The following is a 23,646-nucleotide window of genomic DNA, read 5'->3' on the forward strand; positions in this document are numbered from 1 at the left end:
GCAGTAGAACCAATTTTGCCTCTTTCGTAGTTTAAACTTCCGAAATTATCAGCGTACCCGGGCAATTCCCTGGTAGACCCGGCCATGAGGGGTATCCAGGGTGACCAGCATATCGTCCTCCAATAGACCGGTGGCGTTTCTGGCTCCTACAATGACGGGAATGTTTGCATTCAAACCCATAATAGCCGCATTGGAGGTCAGGCCTCCTTCCTCCGCTACCAGGGCGGCAATTCTGGACAGGTGGGGGGCCAGGGCACAGTCGGCACTGGTGGTTACAACGATGTCCCCGTCTTTAATCTTTTCCATGTCTTCCGGATAAATTACTATTCTTACCCTCCCGGTAACCGGGTCTTTGCCTATGCCCATACCCTGGGCCATAATCCGGCCTACAACATGAACCTTTAAAAGATTGGTGCCTCCCGGGGAACCGATGGGCACTCCGGCAGTCAATATCACCAGGTCTCCGTTGTTAATATAGGAAGACTCTAAGGCCGCTTTTATCGATTCTTCGAATAATTCATCGGTGCCTGAGGTTTCAGGAATCAAGAGGGGGTAGACGCCCCACACCAGAGCCAGCTTGTTCAATATCCGCTTTTCAGTGGTAACGGCGACAATACTGGCCTGGGGCCGGTATTTGGCTACCATCCTGGCGGTAAGACCGGTTACGGTAGGAGTAATTATGGCCGAGGCGTTCAAATTCATGGCGGTGGCACAGGTGGCAAAGCTGATAGCATCCGTTATGGACAGCTCTCCTTGCAGTCTCCTCTGCCGCAAGATTTCCTGGTAAGGCAACACTTCTTCCGCCCGCCCGGCTATGCGGGCCATGGTCTTGACCACTTCAACCGGGTATTTCCCGGCAGCTGTTTCTCCTGAAAGCATAATGGCATCGGCACCATCAAAAATAGCATTGGCTACATCGGAAACTTCCGCCCGTGTGGGACGGGGGTTTACTATCATGGAATCCAGCATCTGGGTGGCAATGATCACCATCTTTCCTCGGGGACTGCATTTCTCTATGATGTTCTTTTGCACCAGCGGTACTTCCTCCGCCGGTATCTCCACTCCCAAATCCCCTCTGGCTACCATTATCCCATCAGCTACTTTGATAATGTCTTCCAGGTTTTCTACCCCTTGCTGGCTTTCAATCTTGGCTATTATATCTATGTCGGCATCCCGCCGCTCCAAAAGACGCCTTATTTCCAGCACATCATCCGCTGTACGCACGAAAGAAGCGGCAATGAAGTCCACTTCTTGCTCTATGCCAAAGTTAATATCCTCTTTATCTTTTTCACTGAGGAAAGGCATGTTTATACGAGCTCCGGGTACATTGATTCCTTTCCTCTCTCCCAGTTCCCCACCATTGACCACCTGGCAAATAATGTCCGTATCGCTGGTCTCCAGCACCTGCAGATTAATCAAGCCATCAGCCAGCAGTATGCTGTTGCCCTTTTCCACCTCCTGGGGCAGGCGATCATAGGTGATCTGTACCAGGTGTTCATCTCCGTCTACCTGGCGGGTGGTGAGCACAAAACGCTGCCCGGCTTCCAGCTTCACCTTTCCGGCCTTGAGCAAGCCAGTTCTTATCTCCGGTCCTTTGGTATCCAGCATTATGGCTACCGGTACTCCCGCCTTCTTACGGGCCTCGCGTATGTTGGCAATTCTCTTCTGGTGTTCTTCATAGCTCCCATGGGAAAAATTAAGGCGGGTGATATTCATGCCGGCCTCTATCATAAGCAGTAAGTTCTCAATCTGCTCGCTGGCCGGGCCAATGGTACATATAATCTTGGTTTTTCTCATAAAGCCATCTCCTTCACTCTGACATGGGGATAGTCTTTGGGTATATCATAGGGCCGGTTCTGATATACAAGGATGATTCTATTACAAAAAGTTATTATTATTCATTGGCTTGTATAAATATACCGCTCCAGCGTCCTTAATAGCGACCGAAGGGAGCATCAGTTGTGCCCGACAGGGCGCTACGCATGGGCAACACCTGCGGCTTGTCTCGCGGCTCAAGGGGTGCCGCGCTAATCTCCCATCCATGGGAGGCAACCTTAATAGTGACACCCGCAGGGTGGAACACCAGGCGTACCCGAAGGGTGAAGCGCTCTCGCGACGTCCTGTCGCTCGCCCCCCTTTCGCCTGCTCGCCTTCGCCTGGTTGTTGCATCCATGCTTCGCCAACGCTCGCTTTGTATATTTATGCAACCCTTATGCAACAAAAGGTGTTTTGCAGTGGAGTCAAGGATTAATACGAAAATAGGGTTTAGAGAGAAGGAATTTTGTCAACAACCCCGTCCCCGTGTCACCCCGGCGTCCTCTTGTCTCAACAGTTAAATAGAGAGTATTCGGGCTATCTCAAACATTGCCAGTTCCGGGGTTTTGCTTCCCCTAATTACTTCCTGCAGCGGAACCGGAAGAATTCTATCTCCTTCTTCCGCCACCATTACATTCCTTTTACCTTCCACGATAAAGTCCACTGCGGCCATACCCATGCGTGAGGCCATTATCCGGTCCACAGCCGTGGGCGTGCCCCCTCTTTGGGTATGTCCCAGGATACTGACCCGGGTATCCTTGCCGGTTCTTTTTTCTATTTCCTGGGCCAGTTCCATCACCGGGTAAACCCCTTCAGCCAGTATTATTATGCTGTGCAGCTTGCCCCTTTGGGTTCCCTGCTTGATCTTTCTGGTAACCTCATCCAGGTCGGTCTCGATTTCCGGTATCAGGATGGATTCAGCTCCCCCGGCCACACCTGCCGCCAGGGCAATCTCCCCGCAATGCCGCCCCATAACCTCAATAATAAAAATCCGCCCATGGCTGGTAGCGGTATCCCTGATCCGGTTGATGGCTTCCAGAGCTGTATTCACAGCGGTGTCAAAACCGATGGAACGGGTATATACTATGTCGTTATCTATGGTAGCGGGAATTCCTATAACATTTATTCCCAGTTTGCTAAGCTCATAACCTCCGCGCAGGCTCCCGTTCCCGCCTATTATGACCAGGTTCTGAATGTCCCGTTTCTGCAGTTCATCCCGGGCCTTTTCCCGCCCATTGCCGGTCATGAAGATTTGTGAGCGCGAGGTCTGCAATATGGTTCCCCCCCGGTGAATGATATCGGCCACCGACCCCCGGGACATAGGGTCAAAATTCCCGGCCATTAATCCTTCAAATCCCAGGTGTATGCCATAAGCCTCCATCTGATGATAGAGGGCTGTTCTGACCACCGCCCGAATAGCGGCGTTCATGCCTGATGCGTCCCCCCCACTGGTCAATATTCCTATTTTTTGCAAGCCGGTTTCCCCCTTTGGAACCAGACACCGGCAGCCCTCTTTTTTTGCCCCTCGCATTTAGCAAAATGCATTATTTAGCTTGCAAAGTAAGTTATATGCCAGTATCTTTAAGGATTTTTGCTGCTTATTGTACTTTCGCTGGTACTCATTCCGTAGCGATGAAGTATTTCGGCATGTCCCCTGATCTTCACGGCTGAAGTATGTTCAGTAAACTGCAGTACCATTACCTCGCCTTTGTCCAGTTTTTCCGTATGATGGAATTTGGTGTCTTTGCCCCGGGTTAATCCTATAATGGTTACCCCATTCTCCAGGGCTTTAACCACAATATATTGTTCTCCTATATAGCCACTATCATTCATATGCTCTGCTCCTTCCCTAAAAGTCCTAATTGAACCAGACATTCTGCGGACCGTAAATAGCCGCCAATTCCTGCTTTAAATCCTGGCTGGGGGAAACATTGAATTTTTCATTCAAGACCAGCAGGCGGCGTCCCGGCAAGTGCAAAAAGACTTCAATATCCCCCGGGTATTTTTGCATAAGTTTTACCAGCTTATTTCTATCCATTTCGCCATTGCCATTCCCGGCCAGGCGAAGATGCATTTCCCGCAACGACTCCGGTATGGGGCCCGTTTTCCGCAAGGCTATTTTGGGCTGTTCCTCACGCCGGTCGAAGTAGCCTTCTACAATTACTGCCCGGTCCGCCTCCAGACGATCACCATTCTTCCGGTAGGCCGAAGGGAAAACCAGCACTTCGATCCTCCCGCCCAGATCCTCCAGGAAGAAACGGGCATAACTCTCCCCTTTGCGACTGACCCGGCGGCTTAAATTCACCACTATCCCCGCCACGCGAACATAGGATTCTTCTTCCCAAAGGTTAATATCTTCCAAACAATGGGTACTGAGCAGGGGTAACAGAGAGCGGAATTCATCCAGGGGACTCTCGGAAACAAAAAAGCCCAGTACCTCTTTCTCTTTTAACAACCGTTCCCGGGGTTCATATTCGCCCTTCAGCTTTATAATCGGCTCTTCCACCATCTCCATTTCATCCCCGAAAAGAGAGCCTTGTTGGCTGCATTCATTTTGTTTTATCGCCAGAGAGAGATTAACGCATTCCTCCATAATGGATAAGGCCCCTTTGCGGCTAAAATCCAGCGAGTCAAAACAACCGGCCAGTATGAGGTTTTCCAGCATGCGCTTGTTCAATTGCCCCAGATCCACCCGGCGGCAAAAGTCAAAAAGGGAGGTATAAAGCCCCTGTTTTCTCGCCTCTACAATGTTTTTCACCGCATTCTGCCCTACATTCTTTATCGCCCCCAGGCCGAAGCGAATGGCATCCCGGGCCACGCTGAAGTTCTCATAACTTTCATTAATGTCCGGGGGCAGTACCTTTATCCCCAGTCTCCGGCATTCTTTAATATAGGAAACTACTTTATCCTGATTATCTATTACACTGCTCAAAAAAGCGCAAAGGTATTCCACCGGGTAATGGGCTTTTAGGTAAGCGGTCTGGTAGGAAATCAGGGCGTAGGCGGCTGAGTGGCTTTTGTTGAAACCATAGCCGGCAAAGCTTTCCATAAGGTCAAAGAGATGGCTGGCGGTGGCCAGGCCAATCCCTTTCCGGGCTGCTCCGGCTATGAATTTATCCCGCTGGGCCATCAATTCCTCCGCCTTCTTTTTGCCCATGGCCCGCCGTAAAACATCGGCTTCACCCATGGTGAAATCGGCCAGCTCGCTGGCCACCCGCATCACCTGCTCCTGGTAGAGAATAACCCCATAGGTTTCCTTCAGTATATCCTCCAGCAAGGGATCGATATATTCTATCTCCTGGCGGCCGTTTTTCCGGTTGATAAAATCCTCCACCATGCCGCTGCCCAGCGGACCCGGGCGGTAAAGCGCTATTACCGCGATAATATCCTCGAAGCGGTCGGGCTTCATCTCGCAGAGCAAGCGGCGCAAACCATCGCTCTCCAATTGAAAGACTCCGGCCGTATCCCCGGCAGACAGCAGTTTGTAAACCGCTTCGTCATCCAGGGGAATGCTGCTAATATCAATATCCTCGCCCCGGGTCTTCTTGATTATCTCCAGGGCCCGGTCTATCACAGTCAGGGTACGCAAACCCAGTATATCCATTTTTAGCAGCCCGATATCTTCTACCGTCTCCTTGGTAAACTGGGTTAGCACATGGCCTTCCGGAGTTTTTTGCAGGGGAAGAATCTCGCTTAAACTCTGCCGGCCGATAACCACTCCGGCAGCATGAATAGATGCATGACGCGGCATACCTTCGATAGCCTGGGCAATATCCAGTATGTTGCGGGTATTATAATCACTCTGGTAAGCCGTAAAAAGATCCGGCGAAATCTCCAGGGCCCGTTCCAGGCTGACCCCCAGTTCAGCCGGCACCATTTTAGCAATACGGTCGACCTGCCCATAAGGTACATCCAGGGCTCGTCCCACATCCCGAATGGCGGCGCGGGCCGCCATAGTCCCGAAAGTTATAATCTGGGCCACCCGGTCGGCTCCGTATTTGCTTATGATGTATTCTATTACCCGGTCCCGCTTCTCAAAACAAAAATCAATATCGATATCCGGCATGCTCACCCTTTCCGGGTTGAGAAAGCGTTCAAAAAGCAGGTCATAACGCAGGGGATCGATAGTGGTAATATCCAACACATAAGACACCAGGCTTCCTGCCGCCGAGCCCCTTCCCGGTCCCACCGGAATCCCGTTTTGCCGGGACCAGTTGACCAAATCCTGCACAATAAGAAAGTAGGCGGCAAAGCCCATTTCATTTATAACCCTTAACTCGTATTCCAGGCGCTCGATTATCTTCTCCTGCGCATCAGGGTATTTGCGGCGGAACTTCTCATGTACCATTTCACTAAGGAAAGACTCGGCACTATGTCCCGGCGGCAGTTCAAATACGGGTAAATGGTATTCGCCAAAAGTAAAATCGAGATTGCACTCATCGGCAATCTTCAGAGTGTTCTCCAATGCCTCCGGGCAATCCGGGAAAAGCGCGGCCATTTCCTCCCGGCTTTTCATATAGAATTCGCTGCCCGAAAAGCGCAGGCGTTTTTCATCGTTTACCACTGAGCCGGTTTGAATACATAGAAGCACATCATGTACCTGGGCGTCTTTTTTCCTCAGGTAATGGCAGTCATTGCTGGCCGCCAGGGGAATATTATCTTCCCGGCTGAGACGAAGCAGGCCGGGCAAGCTTGCCTTTTCCTCCTGTAAACCATGATCCTGCAATTCCAGGTAAAAATTTCCCGATCCAAATAATTCCTGGTAATAAAGGGCTTTATTCCGGGCTCCCAGGTAATCCCCGCTCTGGAGCAGGCGGGGTATCTCCCCGGCCACACAACCGGAGAGGGCGATTAAACCCTCATGGTATTTTTCCAGGAGCTCCTGATCCACCCGGGGCTTGTAATAGAAACCTTCCAGGAAAGCCCGGCTTACCAGCTGTACCAGGTTCCTGTAACCCAGCTCATTCTTGCAGAGCAGAGTCAGGTGATAAAGATTGTCATCGATACGGGCTTCCTTATCCAAACGGCTGCGCGGGGCCACATAGAGCTCACAGCCGATTAAGGGCTTGATTCCTCTTTTGCGGGCCTCGCGGTAAAAATCGATTACCCCGTAGAGCACCCCATGGTCGGTTATGGCCACCGCCGGCATCTCCAGTTCCACGGCCCGGTTTACCAGGTCCTTGATGCGGCAGGCTCCGTCCAGAAGACTGTATTCGGAATGATTATGTAAGTGAACAAAACTACCCGGCATAAATCATCATCCTGTTTCCTAATTATCACGCGCAACCCGGCAGGGTGACCCTCCGGTAAGTCGCATCAATTCCTCGTAGGATATGGGAAGGGCGGTATTGGCTGTCCCTGCGGCCGCATAAACTACATCATAACGCTTGAGGCTTTCATCGAGAAAAATGGGAATCGGGTTCGGCAAGGCAAATGGGCAGACACCCCCGACATTGAAGCCGGTAACCGCCAGGACCTCTTCAGCATTCGCCATTCTGGGTCTGCTCCCCAGCAGTTGTTTGAGAGCTTTGTTATCCATCTTTACATCTCCCGCCGCTACTATCATGAAATATTTATCTCCATTGCTTTTGAATAAAATCGATTTGGCAATCTGTCCCACTTCCGTACCCAGAGCCTGTGCCGCCAGAGGGGCCGTACTGGTGTCTTCCTCCAGTACAATAATTTTCAATTCCGGATTTTTCTCGCTTAGATAAAGCCTTACTCTTTCAATCTCGTCCATTGCTATATACCTCCTGCTTTGTCTTTTTATTATACCTTGATTCTTCTGCAAAAAGTTATAATATTCATTGGCTTGTATAAATATACCGCTCCAGCGTCCTTAATAGCGACCGCAGGGAGCATCAGTTGTGCCCGACAGGGCGCTTCGCATGGGCAACACCTGCGGCTTGTCTCGCGGCTCAAGGGGTACCGCGCTAATCTCCCGTCCATGGGTGAAGCGCTCTCGCGACATCCTGTCGCTCGCCCCCTTTCGCCTGCTCGCCTTCGCCGGGTGTTGCATCCATGCTTCGCCAACGCTCGCTTTGTATATTTATGCAACCCTTATGCAACAAAAGGGTTTTTGCAGTGGAGTCATACCTTAAAAAAGCTGGAACTTTGCCTTCATAAAAAAGCAAAAAGGGTGGCATTTCCACCCTGAAAAGTCGCTAACCGCCTTTTTCCGGCCCCAACCAACACCCTACAGCAGCTTTTTTTTATCTCCTGCTCCACTATCCCGCAGTCTTTTGCTCATAAGCCCCCCTACCCGACCGCAGGTGGCATTGCTCAAGGAATCCCAGCCTTCTTTCTCTACCTGCTCCCATATCCCCAGTTCTTTGGCAATCTCTATTTTTAACAGATCCTTCTCACTCAAGACCTTTTTCTTTTTCTTCTTCTTAGTGGAAATGGTTTAACACCTGCACTTTCATGTATTATCTAATTGTTCGCCTTTCCGGGTGTTGCATCCCGCTTTACCAACGCTTGCTTTAGAATGGTCTGGATCCGGAACTTACTCTATTATTACCTGTCGGGGTTTGGAATACTCAGATTTTCTCCATGAAAGAGAACAAATCACTGAGTTTTCCCCGCCAATCCGGGCTTAATCCAACCCCCCGGTCAATCAGCATATCTTCCACCAGGAATGTTTTCATGCCAATCTTGCCGGCGGGCAGGTCTTCTCCCACATCATTGCCGATCATCAGGCATTCTTCAGGCTTTACCCCGATCACCTCAGCAACTTCCTGGTAATACTCCTGATGGGGCTTGCAAAAATGCATGATTTCGTAGGAGGTAATCAAATCATAATCAAAATGGCCCACCCCGGCCCAATTGAGGCGTTGTTGCAGAGCAGTCAAGGGAAACACGGCATTGGTGGCAACTACTACCTTCAAATCCTGGTCAAATAATTTCTCCATCATTTCCGGAACCCCGGCAAAGGGCTTACAGTAAGGCTCCAAAAGAGGAAATTCCCGTTCATAAAAGCACTCGAAAAACTCCCGGAAATCCTTCTCCGGGTATCTCCAATTCGAAAAGAAATCCCGCATGAAGATTTCTTCATTACTACATTCGGGGTTACGATCGGAAATCATTACCCCGGTGGATTTAAAAACCTGTTCCACCAATCCTTTGCTGTCGCTATAACCTGCTTCCAGCGCCATTTTTTGCATACGGGCAAAATACTTCTGCAGGAAAAAATCCATATCAATATTTAGCAAAGTCCCATCCAAATCAAACAAAACTGCCTTAAACACAGTCCCGGCTTTGCCTCCTTCCCAAGAATCTAAAATTCAAGGCAATTACTTCTACTTAAAAAGCATTAACTGCCGTTTTTATAAGATCCATACTATTTACAAAGTAAGCCAGCCGAATGGCTTCCCGGATTTCTTCTTCCGAAGCGCCGGCTTCCCGCGCCTGCCTGGATAATACCTTAACCCCTTCGGCAGTTCCTTTTAATACATCCAGAGCCAGAAGTATCAGATACCGGGTCCTGGCATCCAACCGCTGCGTATTTACTGCTCCGCTAAGGCTCCCTTCCAGCAAGGCAAAATACTCCGGGTCTTTCTCTTTATACTGTTCTACAAACCATGGTAGAGCAGTGGCCATACTAAACTCCCTCCTCCTGGTATTTTTTACTTCTATTATTTATTTTAACATACTGTCATTCTCTCCGTCAGCAGCCCGGGCAAAACCAGGGATTATCAGGGGGGTTTTGAAATAAAGTGAGGGGTAAGCAGTAAGGGGTTAGGGTGTCAAAAGGACCGTCCCCTTGACACCTTTGAAATTTTTAGTTACAAAAGAAGGACTTTTTGGTAATATATAGAAAGATTACTGAGAGAACAATCAAAGGAGGATATCGGATGTTTTTTACCTTTCTAAATAAAGAAAAAGCGGACAGCCTGGATATTTCCGCACTAATCAAATATTCCCCCCGGGAAGTGCTATATTATTATTATGATTCCGCAATTAGAATACCCTGGGAAGGCTACTGGAAAATCAAAGAGTTGGCTGCTGCTTCCGGGAAAGCCGCAAACCCCATTAAAGAGTGGTTGGAACTCTTCGAGCAGGAGTTAAACGCTGACGCTGACCTTAGTAGTTTAAATGACAACGAATTCATTGATTCTATCGGTCCTTATTATTACTTGCCTGGCAATACCCGTTTTTATTTCGATAAAAACTTTCGGAATCCGGTCGATATGGTCAGCAGCGAAAACCTGGCCAGCTTAGCGGCCCTGGCAACTATTCTCCCTTTGAACAACGAAATCCAAGCTAACTGCAAAATAAAAAAGGCTAAGCGAAAAGCAACTAAAAGCAAGGATGAACTTCTCAAAGATATTAACCTTTGCCTTACTTCCTTGCGAGAAATCGAACGGCTTAACAAACAGATCAATTACTGGGAAAAGATACTGGAACAGCGTTATTTTCTCCGGGAAAGAGAAGATTTATTTCCTGCAGAACCGGATAGTCTACCTCAAAAACCGGAAAAGCCGGCGGAAATAGAAGTTTCCGACAATGTCTTGCCTTTCAGTCGTTTGCTATCGCGCCAAAAGAAACAACATAATTTGGATTTGAACCACTATAATCATGAAATAAAGGTCTATTTCATTCGTTATCGCGAGTATGAAAAGGCTTGTGACCGCTACAAGGAAGCTCTGGAAAACTGGCCGGAATACCACCAGCTGTTTCTGGATAATTGCCTGAACGATATCAAGAAAGCTGAGGAAAAGCTTAATACGGCCAGGCAAAACAGGCAAACATACAGTGAGGTAATACAAAAGTCTATGGTGCACTCGGCTTACCAGGATATCAGAACCCTGGAGTTATTTAAATACTATTTGAAAACCGGGCGGGCCAATGAACTCCAGGATTGCATGAATATTTTTGAAGAAGAAAGAAACTGGACCGAAATTAAAGCCAGCCAGGAAAGGATAGAAAACACCATCCATTTTCTGCAAAGCGCCAATCCTGATACCCATTTTGCCGATGAACATATTAATCTGTTTCTTAATCATTTTCAGGAGAAAACGGGGGATTTGGCCAAGGTCGGAGTCTAAAAAGTGCCTGCTAAGTCACTTTTCATTGGTGGTTGTGTCCTCTACCCTTTCAGGTATCACTATTAAGGTTGAAGACATAGAAGGTAAGCTATAAATACAATCTTCAAACATTGTCAAACAGTATATAGAGGGAGTTCCTTTTTCAAGAATAACTTGTAAAGCACCATTCCGGCCAGAAAGCCGCCGATATGCGCCCAGAAGGCTATGGCTCCGCAGGCATCGGAAAAGAAAATACTGGCGGTTCCACACCAGATTTGAGTTAAAGCCCAGAAGCCCAGATAAATCCAGGCGGGCAGGTTAAAGAGAAAGAAAGGCGGTATAAAGGTTAGAACCCTGGCTTTCTTAAATAACAAAAAATACGCTCCCATCACTCCGGCAACGGCTCCGGAAGCTCCAACCACCGGTACGCTGGAAAGCGGATTAACGAAGTAGTGGGTTAAGGCGGCGAGTATACCGCAGCTCAAGTAAAATAAAATAAAATGCCCTCTCCCCATTCTATCTTCCAGGTTGTCGCCAAAAAGCCACAGTATCCACATATTACCGATTACATGCATCCAACTGCCGTGAAGAAACATGGAAGTCAAAAAAGGCAGATAAGCCAGAAATGGAACATAGCCTTGACTATAGTTAAGCGGAGTCAGCCCAAATACGGAAAACAGCTTTGCCATGCCTTCAAGGCCCAGGGAACTCTCGTAAAAAAAAATGGCCAGGTTCAAAGCGATAATAGTTACCGTTATTAATGGAAAAGTGTTACTGGGAGTACTGTCCCTGAGTGGAATCATTTAGCAACCTCCGTGCAGTTCAGTCCGTATTTTTTAAGCAGAGTCTGCCTTGCTCACCGCTTGATTCTGTTTTGAAAGCAGGATATCCGTAGCTTTAATAGCACAATTTCGCATATAATCAAGCTCAGTTTCTTTTTCCAAATCCCGGGGCAAAGCTTTAAAAGGATGAATATATTTATTCCTTATCTGGTGAATAACCAGCAAGATTCCTACCAAATAGAATCCGCTATTATCATATTCATCATCAAGCAAATCAATAAACAAAGCCCAGGCAGCCTGATTCAGGTTCTCCGGTCTTTGTTTAAGGTAAGGGTTGTTGCAATAGCTATAGAATGAACGCGGGAAAAGATCCTTTATATATTGAACCAACTCCCTATTCTGGCTTTCCAGAGCCTCTATCACTCTTTGAAACAGTTTTTCATATTCATCTGAAACATTTCGCAGGTCTATAGACCTTCTCCTATTCAACCCCTCCTGGGTAACTCTAATGTTTCTCCTGACCAGATAATCCACCGGCTCAATAAACATAAGCAAGGGATAAGAACCATCACGAATAACTTCACTAAGCTTATTCCCAGAATAGAGCTGATAGATTAACTCAGCATCAACAAGTGCTTTCGCAAAAACAGCCTTATCACGGTTTTGCATCTCCGCCCCAAACGATGGGATCTCTTCTGCCAAAAAATTCTTTATATATTCGATTACATCTTCCTCCACATTTTGATTAACCTGTTCTCTAATCGCCAGCAATTGATTCTCAATTTCTCCCCAACGTTTCTCCACCAGTATATCCTGCCAGGCCAGTGTAAGCATAACTTCCTCAGCCTCATCCTTCAGTTTTGCAATTTTTATGCAACACTGGTTCAGACGCTGCAGCAACATCTGGTCCTCATTTTCCGATTCATCCAGAAGCCGGCTCAGGATTTGATGGATTTCACTAAAACTGTTCATTAATTGCAAGGTGCAGTTTTGCATTTTTCCTACTACATCAGCGGAAATATCCTCCATATCCCGTATAATGCCATCTTGAAAAGCCATCGTTCGAGTTTCCAGAGATTTTTCCAAATTCAGGGCAAACTGCTCACCCAGTTTATTTACATTAAAATACTCTTCCAGATTAAATTCTTCTTCGTTCTCTATTTCCTCGCGGTTTCTTATCTGAGCCAGCAATAGCTTATAAACATAATCATAAAAAATATCCTTTTCCTTCAACATGGTGCTTCTCAGGTCTTCAAGTTTCTCCTTAAGGAACTGCTCCATTTCCTTCAAACTAATCCCACGAGTGATTTTAAGGTCATTAAGTAAAGATGAGATGATTTCTATATTATTCAAAAGATTCTTTATCAGTTTGCCCTTTTCCTCATTGAGAGAAACAATCAGAGCTGGAATAGACTTTAGTTCAAGTATCATCCCTTCCGTCCTTTCAATAAAGACATCTTTTTCTTCCCACAACCAGGACAAGCTCCGGGAAAAATCCTGATAAATTGAATTTACCAAAGGCCGGGAAAATTTTTGGACTTCCTGGTCAAATATCTCTTCTCCAATGTGCTTAACTCCTTGCATTAATTCCTGGGCTTCTTTACTGCCTACTAGCTCCTGCTGTATATCCTCCACATTTGCCCATGATTTTAGAACTTTTATCCCGACCAATGCCAGCAATAAAAAGATAAATAAGATTACCAGGGAAAAGGTCCATAATAAAATAATGATAGTAAAAACGTTTAATAAGAGTAAAACCCATACCAGAATCCAGATGTTAGTTTGCCCTCTAAGATTAGCTTTCACTCTCTCCAAGAATATCAAATCTTCATCTCCCAACATTATCATCGGAACCCGCCCGCTTAAAGAAGCGAGGAACATATTTTGCCCAAGCATCGGAAGACACTGGAAGCAGTTTCAACACAGCGCTGCAACGAGGCGGGGATAGAACCCGGTCACTTAAAGAGCATATTTCACCTCGTTATAATAATATCGGTAAATTCCTTAAAAACTTAATTAAATTCAGAGTAGCAGAACTTACATCCCCTATATTAATGCACAGGTGCATTAATATAGTAACTGTTTCCCTATTTTTAGGCATTTATCCAATAAATTAATGCAATATTCACTGCAAAAGTATCTTTAATCCCCAATAAAGCCTATATTTTATGGTATTTCTCCATTTGCCAACCGCAAAACCTTCATTATATATCACTTTAAAAAGACCATAGAATGATGTTCATTCGCATTATTTTGAATTCCTATTTGCATTATAGCTTACAAGCCCCTTTTGCGGAGCTTTCGAAAAATCAGCCTTTTCCCGTATTTTCAGGCTTTTTAAAAAGTTTTTATTTGATTTTTCTGGCATGTTTATTGCTATTGATTAGGGCGAACGGGAAATTATTATCATGTTTCGATTCCCCCCTTATATCATTAACATGTGTATCGCTGCTGATCCGTGATGCAATATCATTATTCTTTTACGCTTACGCTCGGCTTTTATGAGGGTTATTCATCACGGAGCAGTAGCTTCCCCCCCCTTTTTTTAACTATGCCAATTAACAGGTCTAAATCTTTTTTTGAAAACGAAGCCGGCTAAACTTGGCTGGCACTTGAAAGGAGAGTGATGGGATAAGCTCAACGTAAAGCAAGATAAATTAAACAGCATCTAAGCAGAAGTTGCCAAATGTTTTCCCTTTATTATACATCATTATTCAGGCCTATCTTGCTTGTTAATTGCCAGGTAATTTAATGTTTGGAAAGGAGATATGTTTAAAGATGGCGAGAGAAGTAGTACTGGTTGGAGCCTGCCGTACCCCTGTGGGTACATTCGGAGGCACCATAAAAGACGTAGGATCTGCCGACCTGGGTGCCCTGGTTATGGGAGAGACTATAAAAAGAGCCGGAATCAAGGCTGAGCAGATTGATGAAGTAATATTCGGCTGTGTTCTTCAGGCCGGACTGGGACAGAATGTAGCCCGGCAGTGCATGATCAAAGCCGGAATTCCCAAGGAAGTAACCGCCTTCACCATCAATAAGGTTTGCGGCTCAGGCTTGAGAGCCGTCAGTTTGGCGGCCCAGATTATTAAAGCCGGGGATGCCGACATTATTATGGCCGGCGGCACTGAAAACATGGACAAAGCTCCCTTTTTACTGCCCAATGCCCGCTGGGGATACCGGATGAGTATGCCCAAGGGAGACCTTGTCGATGAAATGGTATTTGGTGGCTTGTTTGATATCTTCAATGGCTATCACATGGGAATAACCGCCGAAAATGTCAACGAGATGTATGGCATTACCCGGGAAGAGCAGGATGCCTTCGGTTTCCGCAGTCAGGAATTGGCTGCAAAAGCCATTGAATCCGGGCGTTTCAAAGACGAAATTGTTCCCGTGGTTATCAAGGGTAAAAAGGGTGATATCGTATTTGATACCGATGAACATCCCCGCAAAAGCACACCCGAAGCCATGGCCAAGCTGGCTCCGGCCTTTAAGAAAGGCGGCAGCGTAACTGCCGGCAATGCTTCCGGAATTAACGATGGCGCTGCTGCCGTTATCGTAATGTCCAAAGAAAAAGCTGATGAGCTGGGCATCAAGCCCATGGCTAAAGTTGTTAGCTATGCCTCCGGCGGAGTGGATCCCTCGGTAATGGGACTGGGACCGATACCGGCCAGCCGCAAAGCCCTGGAAAAAGCCGGTTTGACCGTTGATGATATTGACCTGATTGAAGCCAATGAAGCCTTTGCTGCCCAATCAATTGCCGTGGGTCGTGATCTGGGCTGGTCGGACAAGATGGAAAAGGTCAATGTTAACGGCGGAGCTATCGCTTTAGGCCATCCCATCGGAGCTTCGGGAGCCAGAATTCTGGTTACCCTCCTGTATGAAATGCAAAAACGCGGTTCCAAGAAAGGCCTGGCTACCCTCTGTATCGGCGGCGGGCAAGGTACAGCCCTGATTGTTGAAGCTATTTAAATGATGGAGCGGTGGCTTAACGATGGTTGAACAGTAGTTTAGCAATGGTGGAACAATAGTTAAACATTGCTAAACAACAGCTAGACTATAGTTAAACCAGGGGGTGAGGGGTAAATTGTTTTACAGTTATCAATTTGCCCCTTACCCGTTGCGATATTATTGGGTCGATTGGTAAAAAATAAAATTTTAAATTTAAGGAGGAGACTGTTTTGCCACATGATAATTATCTATATCAAACCCGTGACATTAAATTCCAGATAAAAGAATGGTTGGATATTGACAAAATATTGTCTTTGGATGCCTACAAGGACTACTATGGAGCTGACGACTTTGATGCCATCTGTGATGTTAACTACAAAATCTGCCGCGATGTTATCTGCCCGGCCAACAAAGATTCCGATGAAATCGGGATGAAGCATGTCGGCGGCAATGAAAAAGCGGTCATTAGTCCGGATGTATTCAAGACAGTCTACAACACGGTTATCGAAGCCGGCATGGGTCCGGGGTTCGGCGACCGGCAGGTGGAAGGCCGTATGCCCCTTTATTGGTACGCTCCGATTCTGGAAATGCAGACCGGCGCTTCCCCGGCGATAGTAATGCTCTGGTGTCTAACCCAGGGTGCTACCACTGTACTGCAGTACAATCTCTCCCAAGAACTGCAGGAACGCTTCCTGCCCAAGATGTACTCGGGTGAATGGGGCGGTTCCATGTGTCTGACCGAACCCGGCGCAGGCTCCGAAGTCGGCGCAGTTACTACCAGGTGTTTTCCCACCGATACCCCGGGCCTGTGGAAAATAAAAGGCCAGAAGTGCTTCATCACCACCGGCGACTGGGACGGAGTGGAAAATATTATTCACCTGGTGCTGGCCAAGGACCCCGATGCCAAGCCGGGCACCGCCGGCATCTCCTGCCTGGTTGTTCCCAAGTTCTGGGTCAATGAGGATGGTTCCCTGGGCGCATGGAATGATGTAACCACTACCGGCATCGAGCACAAGCTGGGCATCCACGGCTCCGCTACCTGCTCCCTGGCTTTTGGCGAAAATGACAACTGCTATGGCTGGATGATCGGCGACGGCCCAGTAGACGGCCGTGGCAAAGGAATGGCGCAGATGTTCCAGATGATGAACGAAGAACGTATTAACACCGGTATATTCTCCCTGGGCGCCTTTGGTGCAGCCTACTATGCAGCTCTGGATTATGCCAAGGCACGCGTGCAGAGTAAAAAGTCCACCGATCCGAAGGGCCCCAGCGTCCGGATCATCGAGCACGAAGACGTCCGCCGCATGCTGTTGCTGCAAAAATCCGTGATGGAAGCCTGCCGGGCCTTGCTCTACTCATCCTATTACTATATTGACTTGTCCAAAGAAGCTGCCACCGAAGAAGAGAGGGAACTTGCTGAGGACTTTTTCATGATTCAAAATCCACTTGGCAAAGCCTATATATCCGACATGGCATGGCAGATGTGCGCGGAAGCGATCCAAGTCCACGGCGGTTACGGTTTCATGGAAGAGTATGCCCCGGCTTCCCTGGCCCGGGACTGCAAGATTTACTCCCTGTGGGAAGGCACCAACTTCATCCAGTCACAAGACTTCACCGGCCGCAAGTTCACCATGAAGAAAGGCGAACCCTTTAAGAAATGGCTGGCGGAAATCGGCGACTTCATCGCTAACAAGAAAACTCCGGAATTCGCGGCTGAATTTGCCATGATGGAAAGAGCTTTCGCCTCTTTTAACTCCATTGTCGATATGAATGCTGCCTGGACAACCACCAACAAGCAGCTGAAACAATTGTTTGCCACCCGGATCATGCATGCAGCTGCGAGGGTCATCTGTGGCAAGCTGATGCTTGACCAGGGCCTCCTGGCAGCCAGTAAGCTGGCAGAACTGGGCGATAGCCACTTCGATGCTAATTTCTACAAAGGCAAAATCGCCAGCGTCAAGTTCTATATCATGAATGTTGTTCCTGAAATCTTCGGCACTGAGGAAGCTATGAAGGCTGCCGACACCAGCGCCATTGATTGCCCTGAAGATGCATTCATGTAATTTGGGTCTAAACGTAATCTCTTTAGCGCTGGAAAGCCATCGTGACCAGAGTAAAAATTAATACGGAACTCCATGGAGTCCCGTATTAATTAAGTATATTTACTTGCGGCGGCAGGTTTGGCAGAACCTGCCGCCGAATCTTTTTTGACTTGAAGCACAAGGAGCCCCTCACTCCCCTACCCCGGGGTCAAAATACTGATGAAATAGGGGTAGCAACAAGTGTGAAGTGTTCTGACGCTGATTTATAAAGATTTCATAAGACAGTATCAGCATGAATCTACGCCCGGCACTCAGTGTCAATTATATCTTTGATGTCACTGCAAAAAGTTATAAATATGCATTGGCTTGCATAAATATACCGCTCGCAGTCTTCGCATGGGCAACACCTGCGGCTTGTCTCGTGGCTCAAGGGGTGCCCGCTAATCTCCCATCCTGGTCACAACCTTAATAGTGACACCCGCAGGGTGGAACACCAGGAGTACCCGCAGGGTGATAGCGCTCTCGCGACGTCCTGTCGCTCGCCCCCTTTCGCCTGCTCGCCTTCGCCGGGTGTTGCATCCATGCTTCGCCAACGCTCGCTTTGTATATTTATGCAACCCTCATGCAACAAAAGGGGTTTTTGCAGTAGAGTCATCTTTTAACACGTAGAAATTTTGCCTTAGTCCCGGGTCATTCCGTCTTCCGCCTTCCGTCTTCCGATATACTAACTGCGCCCGTCCTGGCGCTTTATCCCGTATTTCGCCGCCTTGCGGATTACGGTGGACTGGTTGACCTGCAGGGCAGCGGCCACCTGGTAGCTGGAGCGAAAACGGGCAAAGGCCGCCTCTAAAAGCTCGCGCTCCGTATTTTCTACCGCCTGCCGCAAAGGTAAGAGATCCTGCTCATTGTCCAATTTTAATCGTGGCACCTTAAAACTGGCCGGCAGATCCTGCATGCTTATGATATTATTAATACTGGTGACAACCATTCTTTCCATGAGGTTTTCCAATTCCCTTACATTTCCTGGCCAATGGTATTCCATCAATACATCAATAACTGATTTATGCAAGCGCTTGTTCATCTGGTATTTATCGTTAAAAGCATTCAAAAAATAGTTGGCTAAAACCGGAACATCTTCCGGCCTCTCGCGTAGCGGGGGTACAAAAATGGGAATCACATTCAACCGGTAATATAGATCCAACCTGAACTGGTGATTGGCAATCATCTCTACCAAATTGCGATTGGTGCCGGCCAAAATCCTCACATCCACAGTTATGGGTTGTTCTCCGCCTACCCGAAGCATCTCTTTATCCTGTAGAAAACGTAATAGTTTAACCTGCAGGTTAAGCGGCAGTTCACCGATCTCATCCAGGAATAGAATTCCTCCCTGGGCCAGTTCAAAGAGACCTACCTTACCGCTCTTGCTGGCTCCGGTAAAAGCCCCCGCCTCGTAACCAAAAAGTTCTGATTCCAGGAGATTTTCCGGAATTGCACCACAGTTTACCTTGATCAAAGGGCCATCCTTGCGATTACTGCTGGAATGAATAATTTCGGCAATTAATTCCTTACCTACCCCGGACTCACCCTGAATCAAAACAGTGGAATCAACTCCGGTAACCCGTAGAACCAGATCCAATAATTCCTTCATTTTAGTAGAGTTAAAAACCAGTTGGCGTGAGGTCTGCAATTTGATCTGCTCCAGTTGGCTGCGATAAAGCTGGGTCAATCCTTCCACCTGCTCCAACTTCCTCTGCAGTTCATTTAATTCCGTTATGTCACGAACATTGGTTACCACCAGAATGATATTACCCTCTTCATCAAATATCGGGTTACTGGTTACCAGCAGCTCGTTATCGTTCATAGATACCAAAGAAATAGTGACCCGCTCCTTCTTTTCCAAAGCCAGCAGGGTTCCGGAACGAGAGAATTTACCCTCTTTAACCAGATCATCCATGTGCCGTCCCACACATTCGGCAGCGGTAACCCCGGTAATTCTTTCGAAGCCCTTATTTAAACGTAAAGTAATCGCCTGGCCATCCGTAACATACAAGCCATCAAAAGAGGACTCAAATATGGCATCCAACTCCCGGTTGAGCTTCTGGGTATACTGTGACTGCCTTACCAGTTCCTCAAATTCCGATATTTCACGCAGTACCAGTACTGAACCGATAACATTCCCATCCTGTACCACATCATTGCGGTAGGGGAGGAAACTTCTATCCCCGATGACCAGCTTGTTAACCGGTAAGGGCTTGTGGTTTCCATGAATAAGGGAATCCAATACCTCGGTGCCGCCGAGCAGATCATGAGCATTGGCCCCGCGCGCCTCCTCCATGTCAATGCCCAACAAGCGACTGGCCTGGCGATTAAAAATCTTGATGCGGAAATCATTGTCTATTTCTATGACCGGGTTATACACAGCATCAATGGCCGCTTCTATTTCCTTTTTCCCCTTCTGTATTTCCAGAGTCAGAGCCACCAATATATCAGAAAAATACAGCATTCCTACCAGTTGACCGTTGCGCATAACCGGCCGGCAGGTAAATTTCTGTTTTCTAATATCGGGAACATCATCGTCATATGCTATGGTGATTGGGTCGGTGAGCATTATATCTTGTACTTCTATTGCGGGGGATTCTTGTGACAGTACTTGCAACAAGCGATTCTTCGTAATCAGTCCAACTAATTCCTGCTCTTCATTCAAAACCGGGGATGCATCGAGTGAAAAATCAATAAATAAGCGTGAAACCTCACCGATAGTCTGCCTGGTCCGCAGGGGCAATAACCTGGGGTTCATTACTTCATAAACTTTCATAATGCACCACTCTCGGATCGATTTTTCATTATTGTACCATGTAAGTTAAAGAAAAAGAAACTAAAAAGAGGAAGCCCAGGGGCTTCCTCTCATACTAACAAGAACTAATCAATCGGGTCAAACATATCTTTGGGAGCACCACATACCGGGCAAATGTCCGGCGGCTCCGGTCCCTCGTGAATATAGCCGCAAATACGGCATTTCCAGCGGTTATGACGCTGTTTGCCACTCTTGTCGCGTCCCAAATTTTGCATGGATTCACTGCTATCTACCCGCGATGCAATTATAATCTCACCTACCAGAACTCCATCTTTTATAAAGCTCTTCTTATAGTAATCCTCAATCGGGTCCTTGACCTCTACCACCCGGCACTCCTCAGGCGGCAGGTTAACCTCCCCTATGGAAAATATTTCTTTATCGAAGGCCACCAGCATGGTGGATATCCGCGGTTCCTTGTATTCCAGCCAGTCCCCGGCAGCAGCAGACCCGGCGATTCGTCCCATTTCCATGGCTACCGGCCACAGGCCAATCATTCTTTCTCCATGTTGGGCTACATCACCCGCAGCATAGACATCCGGAGCACTGCTGCGCATCTTCTCATCAACTACTATTCCCTGCTTGATTTCCAGACCCGCTTCCTGAGCCAATTCTACATTGGGCTTTACTCCCGTTGAGAGGAGAACCAGGTCAGCTTCCAGAACCTGTCCATCATTCAGGCGCACTCCACTGGCCCTGGCTTCACCCAGAATCTCTTCCGTAGCCTTACCCAGGTATAGTTGGACCCCTTTGGAGCGAATAATGTCCGCCAGGCGTGCAGAGGAGGAATCATCCAGTTGCCGGGGCATAAGCCGTTCACCAAATTCCACCACGGCCACTTCCAGCCCGGCGGATACCATCTCCCAAACAGCCTCCAAACCCAGGATCCCGCCACCGATTACTACCGCTTTTTTACTTGTCTTAATAGCTTCTTTAAGTTTTATCGCGTCTTTCAGGTTGCGCAGGGCAAAAACGCCCTCTTTTTCCACACCCGGGAAAGGAGGAATATTACTGCGGGCACCGCTGGCCACTATCAACTTGTTATAAGTCAAATTTTCGCCATTATCCCCGCTTACTGTTCTGGCCGCAGTATCAATGGAGTTTACTTTAAAGCCGGTTTTTACTTCGATGGCATTCTCCTGGTACCAGGCAGCATCGAAAACATAGAGCCGCTTATCCGGCAGGTCCTCGCTCAAAAAGTCAGAAAGAGCCGGGCGGTAATAAGGCAGGGCTTCTTCTTCGGTTAACATGGTTATAGCGGCGGTGCGGTTGCGCTGTCTTATGGCCTGGGCGGCAGAGAGAGCGGCAATTCCGCTGCCGATTATTACAAAATGCTCGGAAGTATCGTTTAAGAATTCGTCTTCCAGCGGCATCTGCACAAAGTTTTCCGGTCCTACACCACAGGCCGGGCAAATAGCAGGGGGTTCCTCTCCGACATGGATATGCCCGCAAACCAGGCAGCGCCAGCGAATTTTACTTTTATCCTGCCCCTTTTCCATTACGGCCCGGGCGAATTCCATCCCCAGGCTGAAGGCATCCTCCAGTTGACGAGCCGATGGCTTAAAATTGACGCGAAAACCAGGAAGTACCTTCATACGCAAAGCATTAAGACGGCTTTCAATAGAAGGAACCGCCTCACCGCTCCAACCGTAAGCCCCGAAAGCCAGGGCAATCTTGTCCGAATGCGTGATAGGAGAAAGCCGGGTAATAAGATCCCAGATAGGTGGCAGGGCATCCCCGTTGATAGTAGGAGAACCCACCAGGAGTCCATCAGCCTGCTCAATACTCTGCAGGGCCTCCTCCAACCCACCCTCTACCAGGTTATAGCGCTTGATATCAAAATCCCCCATCATGCTGATACCCTCCAAAAGGCTGTCAGCAATCATTTCCGTATAGCCATAAGCCGTAACATAAGCCAGGACTATGGACGGTTTTTTCTCCCCGTCAGCCACTTCCACCGGTGTTGACCATTGCCGGTAGAGCTCAATGTAATAATCCAGATTCTGCCGCAGTACCGGTCCATGACCCGGGCAGATAATGTCAAACTCCAGATCTTTGATTTTTTCCAAAGCTTCCAGAACATAAGGCTTAAAAGGCCCCATTATCATATCAAAATAGTATTTATAGGCATCCGTAAAATCAAAGTCGATCAGGTCGTTGAATACCCTTTCATCCGCATAGTGACTGCCGAAAGAGTCGCAGGTGAAGAGTATCTTATCCTCCGGCAGGTAGCTGTACATACTGTCCGGCCAATGCAAAAAAGGTGCACTTATGAAACGCAGGGTCTTGCCCCCTAAATCCAGTTCATCTCCATGATTTAATTCTCGGGAGGAAAAATTCTTGTTGCTTATTTCCTTGAGGAATCTGATGGCGGTCTGACTGCCCAGAATGGTTAATCCCGGAATCAATTCCAGCAGCTTTTCCACTGATCCGGAATGGTCAGGTTCGGTATGGTTCATAATCAGATAATCAATCTCTGAGAGTTTTACTATTTCTTGAAGATCCTTAATATACTCCTCGAAAAACTTGTCCTTGACCGTTTCAATTAAAACGGTCTTTTCCCTGCCCTTTACCAGATAGGCATTGTAGCTGGTACCGTACTCGGTTCGCATAACAATGTCAAATACTCTTAAACCATAATCCTGAACTCCAACATAAAATACATTCTCCTTAATTTCCAGTGCCTTCATTATCATACCCCCCTTTGAATAATTTTCGGCCGTTAAGTGACCCTATGTACATGATAGGAAAAGCACGAAAGATATGCAAATTGAGAAATATTCTTCTCTCCCCAATAATCCCGATATACGGCATATATCTCCTCAAAACGCCATAATTCATTCTCCTATGTATAAAATCTTTATCGCCCATTGCCCCTTATTTATAACAAGTAAATAAGTATGTTTTATCGGTACCATACCCCGGTAGGCTATTCGAGCAGGCAAGGGGACGGTTCTGTTGCCTGCTCTTGAACCGTTACAGCAGGCAAGGGGACGGTTCTGTTGCCTGTTCCCTTGCCTGGCTAACCTCAGTAACAGGCAACAGAACCGTCCCCTTGCCTGCTTGAACCGTTAGACTTGCTGTAGAATGTGAGCGTGAGCGGCTACATAAATCGTCCCGGGAATACCACTTACATCAACAGTAAACGTATAGGTTGTAAAATAGCCATCAGGGGCAGGTGG

At 47.5% G+C, this 23,646-nt stretch carries 16 protein-coding genes; 3 read left to right on the top strand and 13 right to left on the bottom strand.

Translation table 11 applies throughout. The features are described from left to right. Window positions 1-48: 48 nt before the first annotated feature. The 9 genes from pyk to AWB54_RS11320 all read right to left on the bottom strand — a co-directional run bounded on the left by pyk (window position 49) and on the right by AWB54_RS11320 (window position 9,414). Entirely contained in the window at window positions 49-1,797 is a 1,749-nt protein-coding gene (gene pyk, locus AWB54_RS11280; protein ID WP_061214707.1) for a pyruvate kinase, read from the bottom strand. 535 nt (window positions 1,798-2,332) lie between these two features. Further along, window positions 2,333-3,289, bottom strand: a complete 957-nt coding sequence (gene pfkA, locus AWB54_RS11285) for a 6-phosphofructokinase (RefSeq protein WP_061214708.1) — start codon at window positions 3,287-3,289, stop codon at window positions 2,333-2,335. 107 nt (window positions 3,290-3,396) lie between these two features. Then, window positions 3,397-3,648, bottom strand: coding sequence for a trp RNA-binding attenuation protein MtrB (gene mtrB, locus AWB54_RS11290; RefSeq protein WP_061214709.1), 252 nt, complete (start codon window positions 3,646-3,648; stop codon window positions 3,397-3,399). A 25-nt stretch (window positions 3,649-3,673) separates the two neighbouring features. Further along, a complete protein-coding gene (locus AWB54_RS11295) occupies window positions 3,674-7,066 on the bottom strand; it encodes a DNA polymerase III subunit alpha (RefSeq protein ID WP_061214710.1) in 3,393 nt (1,130 codons plus the stop codon). 18 nt (window positions 7,067-7,084) lie between these two features. After that, complete coding sequence (locus AWB54_RS11300) at window positions 7,085-7,555, bottom strand: YbaK/EbsC family protein (RefSeq protein ID WP_061214711.1); 471 nt, start codon at window positions 7,553-7,555, stop codon at window positions 7,085-7,087. 99 nt (window positions 7,556-7,654) lie between these two features. Next, window positions 7,655-7,786, bottom strand: coding sequence for a hypothetical protein (locus AWB54_RS16540; protein ID WP_268873648.1), 132 nt, complete (start codon window positions 7,784-7,786; stop codon window positions 7,655-7,657). Window positions 7,787-8,011: 225 nt separating this feature from the next. Next, window positions 8,012-8,185, bottom strand: a complete 174-nt coding sequence (locus AWB54_RS11310; RefSeq protein ID WP_153014716.1) for a small, acid-soluble spore protein, alpha/beta type — start codon at window positions 8,183-8,185, stop codon at window positions 8,012-8,014. Between the two features lie 169 nt (window positions 8,186-8,354). Continuing rightward, window positions 8,355-9,062 carry an HAD family hydrolase gene (locus AWB54_RS11315; RefSeq protein WP_061214714.1) on the bottom strand — a complete coding sequence of 236 codons (708 nt, stop codon included), beginning with the start codon at window positions 9,060-9,062 and terminating at the stop codon, window positions 8,355-8,357. A gap of 55 nt (window positions 9,063-9,117) precedes the next feature. Beyond that, window positions 9,118-9,414: a carboxymuconolactone decarboxylase family protein gene (locus AWB54_RS11320; protein WP_061214715.1), complete on the bottom strand. Its 297-nt coding sequence runs from the start codon at window positions 9,412-9,414 to the stop codon at window positions 9,118-9,120. 254 nt (window positions 9,415-9,668) lie between these two features. On the opposite strand from AWB54_RS11320, the gene AWB54_RS11325 reads away from it, so the two are divergent. Further along, window positions 9,669-10,862, top strand: coding sequence for a hypothetical protein (locus AWB54_RS11325; protein ID WP_061214716.1), 1,194 nt, complete (start codon window positions 9,669-9,671; stop codon window positions 10,860-10,862). A gap of 113 nt (window positions 10,863-10,975) precedes the next feature. Here AWB54_RS11325 and AWB54_RS11330 read toward each other — a convergent pair whose 3' ends face one another. Then, window positions 10,976-11,644, bottom strand: coding sequence for a rhomboid family intramembrane serine protease (locus AWB54_RS11330; protein WP_061214717.1), 669 nt, complete (start codon window positions 11,642-11,644; stop codon window positions 10,976-10,978). A gap of 33 nt (window positions 11,645-11,677) precedes the next feature. Beyond that, entirely contained in the window at window positions 11,678-13,471 is a 1,794-nt protein-coding gene (locus AWB54_RS11335; protein WP_061214718.1) for a hypothetical protein, read from the bottom strand. Between the two features lie 930 nt (window positions 13,472-14,401). On the opposite strand from AWB54_RS11335, the gene AWB54_RS11340 reads away from it, so the two are divergent. Both AWB54_RS11340 and AWB54_RS11345 read left to right on the top strand, forming a co-directional pair. Next, window positions 14,402-15,592: an acetyl-CoA C-acetyltransferase gene (locus AWB54_RS11340; RefSeq protein ID WP_061214719.1), complete on the top strand. Its 1,191-nt coding sequence runs from the start codon at window positions 14,402-14,404 to the stop codon at window positions 15,590-15,592. A 209-nt stretch (window positions 15,593-15,801) separates the two neighbouring features. Then, on the top strand, window positions 15,802-17,634 hold the full coding sequence (locus AWB54_RS11345) for an acyl-CoA dehydrogenase (RefSeq protein ID WP_061214720.1): 1,833 nt from the start codon (window positions 15,802-15,804) through the stop codon (window positions 17,632-17,634). A 703-nt stretch (window positions 17,635-18,337) separates the two neighbouring features. On the opposite strand, the gene AWB54_RS11350 is transcribed toward AWB54_RS11345, so the two are convergent. After that, complete coding sequence (locus AWB54_RS11350) at window positions 18,338-20,428, bottom strand: sigma 54-interacting transcriptional regulator (protein WP_061214721.1); 2,091 nt, start codon at window positions 20,426-20,428, stop codon at window positions 18,338-18,340. Between the two features lie 104 nt (window positions 20,429-20,532). Further along, window positions 20,533-23,154, bottom strand: a complete 2,622-nt coding sequence (locus AWB54_RS11355) for an FAD-dependent oxidoreductase (protein WP_061214722.1) — start codon at window positions 23,152-23,154, stop codon at window positions 20,533-20,535. Between the last annotated feature and the right edge of the window lie 492 nt (window positions 23,155-23,646).

It is taken from the genome of Syntrophomonas wolfei subsp. methylbutyratica, assembly GCF_001570625.1.
Classification (GTDB): domain Bacteria; phylum Bacillota; class Syntrophomonadia; order Syntrophomonadales; family Syntrophomonadaceae; genus Syntrophomonas; species Syntrophomonas methylbutyratica.

Coding starts and splice junctions, on each gene's coding strand:
- pyk (WP_061214707.1), bottom strand. CDS start 1,797: ATGAGAAAAACCAAGATTATATGTACCATTGGCCCGGCCAGCGAGCAG.
- mtrB (WP_061214709.1), bottom strand. CDS start 3,648: ATGAATGATAGTGGCTATATAGGAGAACAATATATTGTGGTTAAAGCC.
- AWB54_RS11295 (WP_061214710.1), bottom strand. CDS start 7,066: ATGCCGGGTAGTTTTGTTCACTTACATAATCATTCCGAATACAGTCTT.
- AWB54_RS11300 (WP_061214711.1), bottom strand. CDS start 7,555: ATGGACGAGATTGAAAGAGTAAGGCTTTATCTAAGCGAGAAAAATCCG.
- AWB54_RS16540 (WP_268873648.1), bottom strand. CDS start 7,786: ATGTCGCGAGAGCGCTTCACCCATGGACGGGAGATTAGCGCGGTACCC.
- AWB54_RS11320 (WP_061214715.1), bottom strand. CDS start 9,414: ATGGCCACTGCTCTACCATGGTTTGTAGAACAGTATAAAGAGAAAGAC.
- AWB54_RS11325 (WP_061214716.1), top strand. CDS start 9,669: ATGTTTTTTACCTTTCTAAATAAAGAAAAAGCGGACAGCCTGGATATT.
- AWB54_RS11330 (WP_061214717.1), bottom strand. CDS start 11,644: ATGATTCCACTCAGGGACAGTACTCCCAGTAACACTTTTCCATTAATA.
- AWB54_RS11335 (WP_061214718.1), bottom strand. CDS start 13,471: ATGATAATGTTGGGAGATGAAGATTTGATATTCTTGGAGAGAGTGAAA.
- AWB54_RS11340 (WP_061214719.1), top strand. CDS start 14,402: ATGGCGAGAGAAGTAGTACTGGTTGGAGCCTGCCGTACCCCTGTGGGT.
- AWB54_RS11350 (WP_061214721.1), bottom strand. CDS start 20,428: ATGAAAGTTTATGAAGTAATGAACCCCAGGTTATTGCCCCTGCGGACC.
- AWB54_RS11355 (WP_061214722.1), bottom strand. CDS start 23,154: ATGAAGGCACTGGAAATTAAGGAGAATGTATTTTATGTTGGAGTTCAG.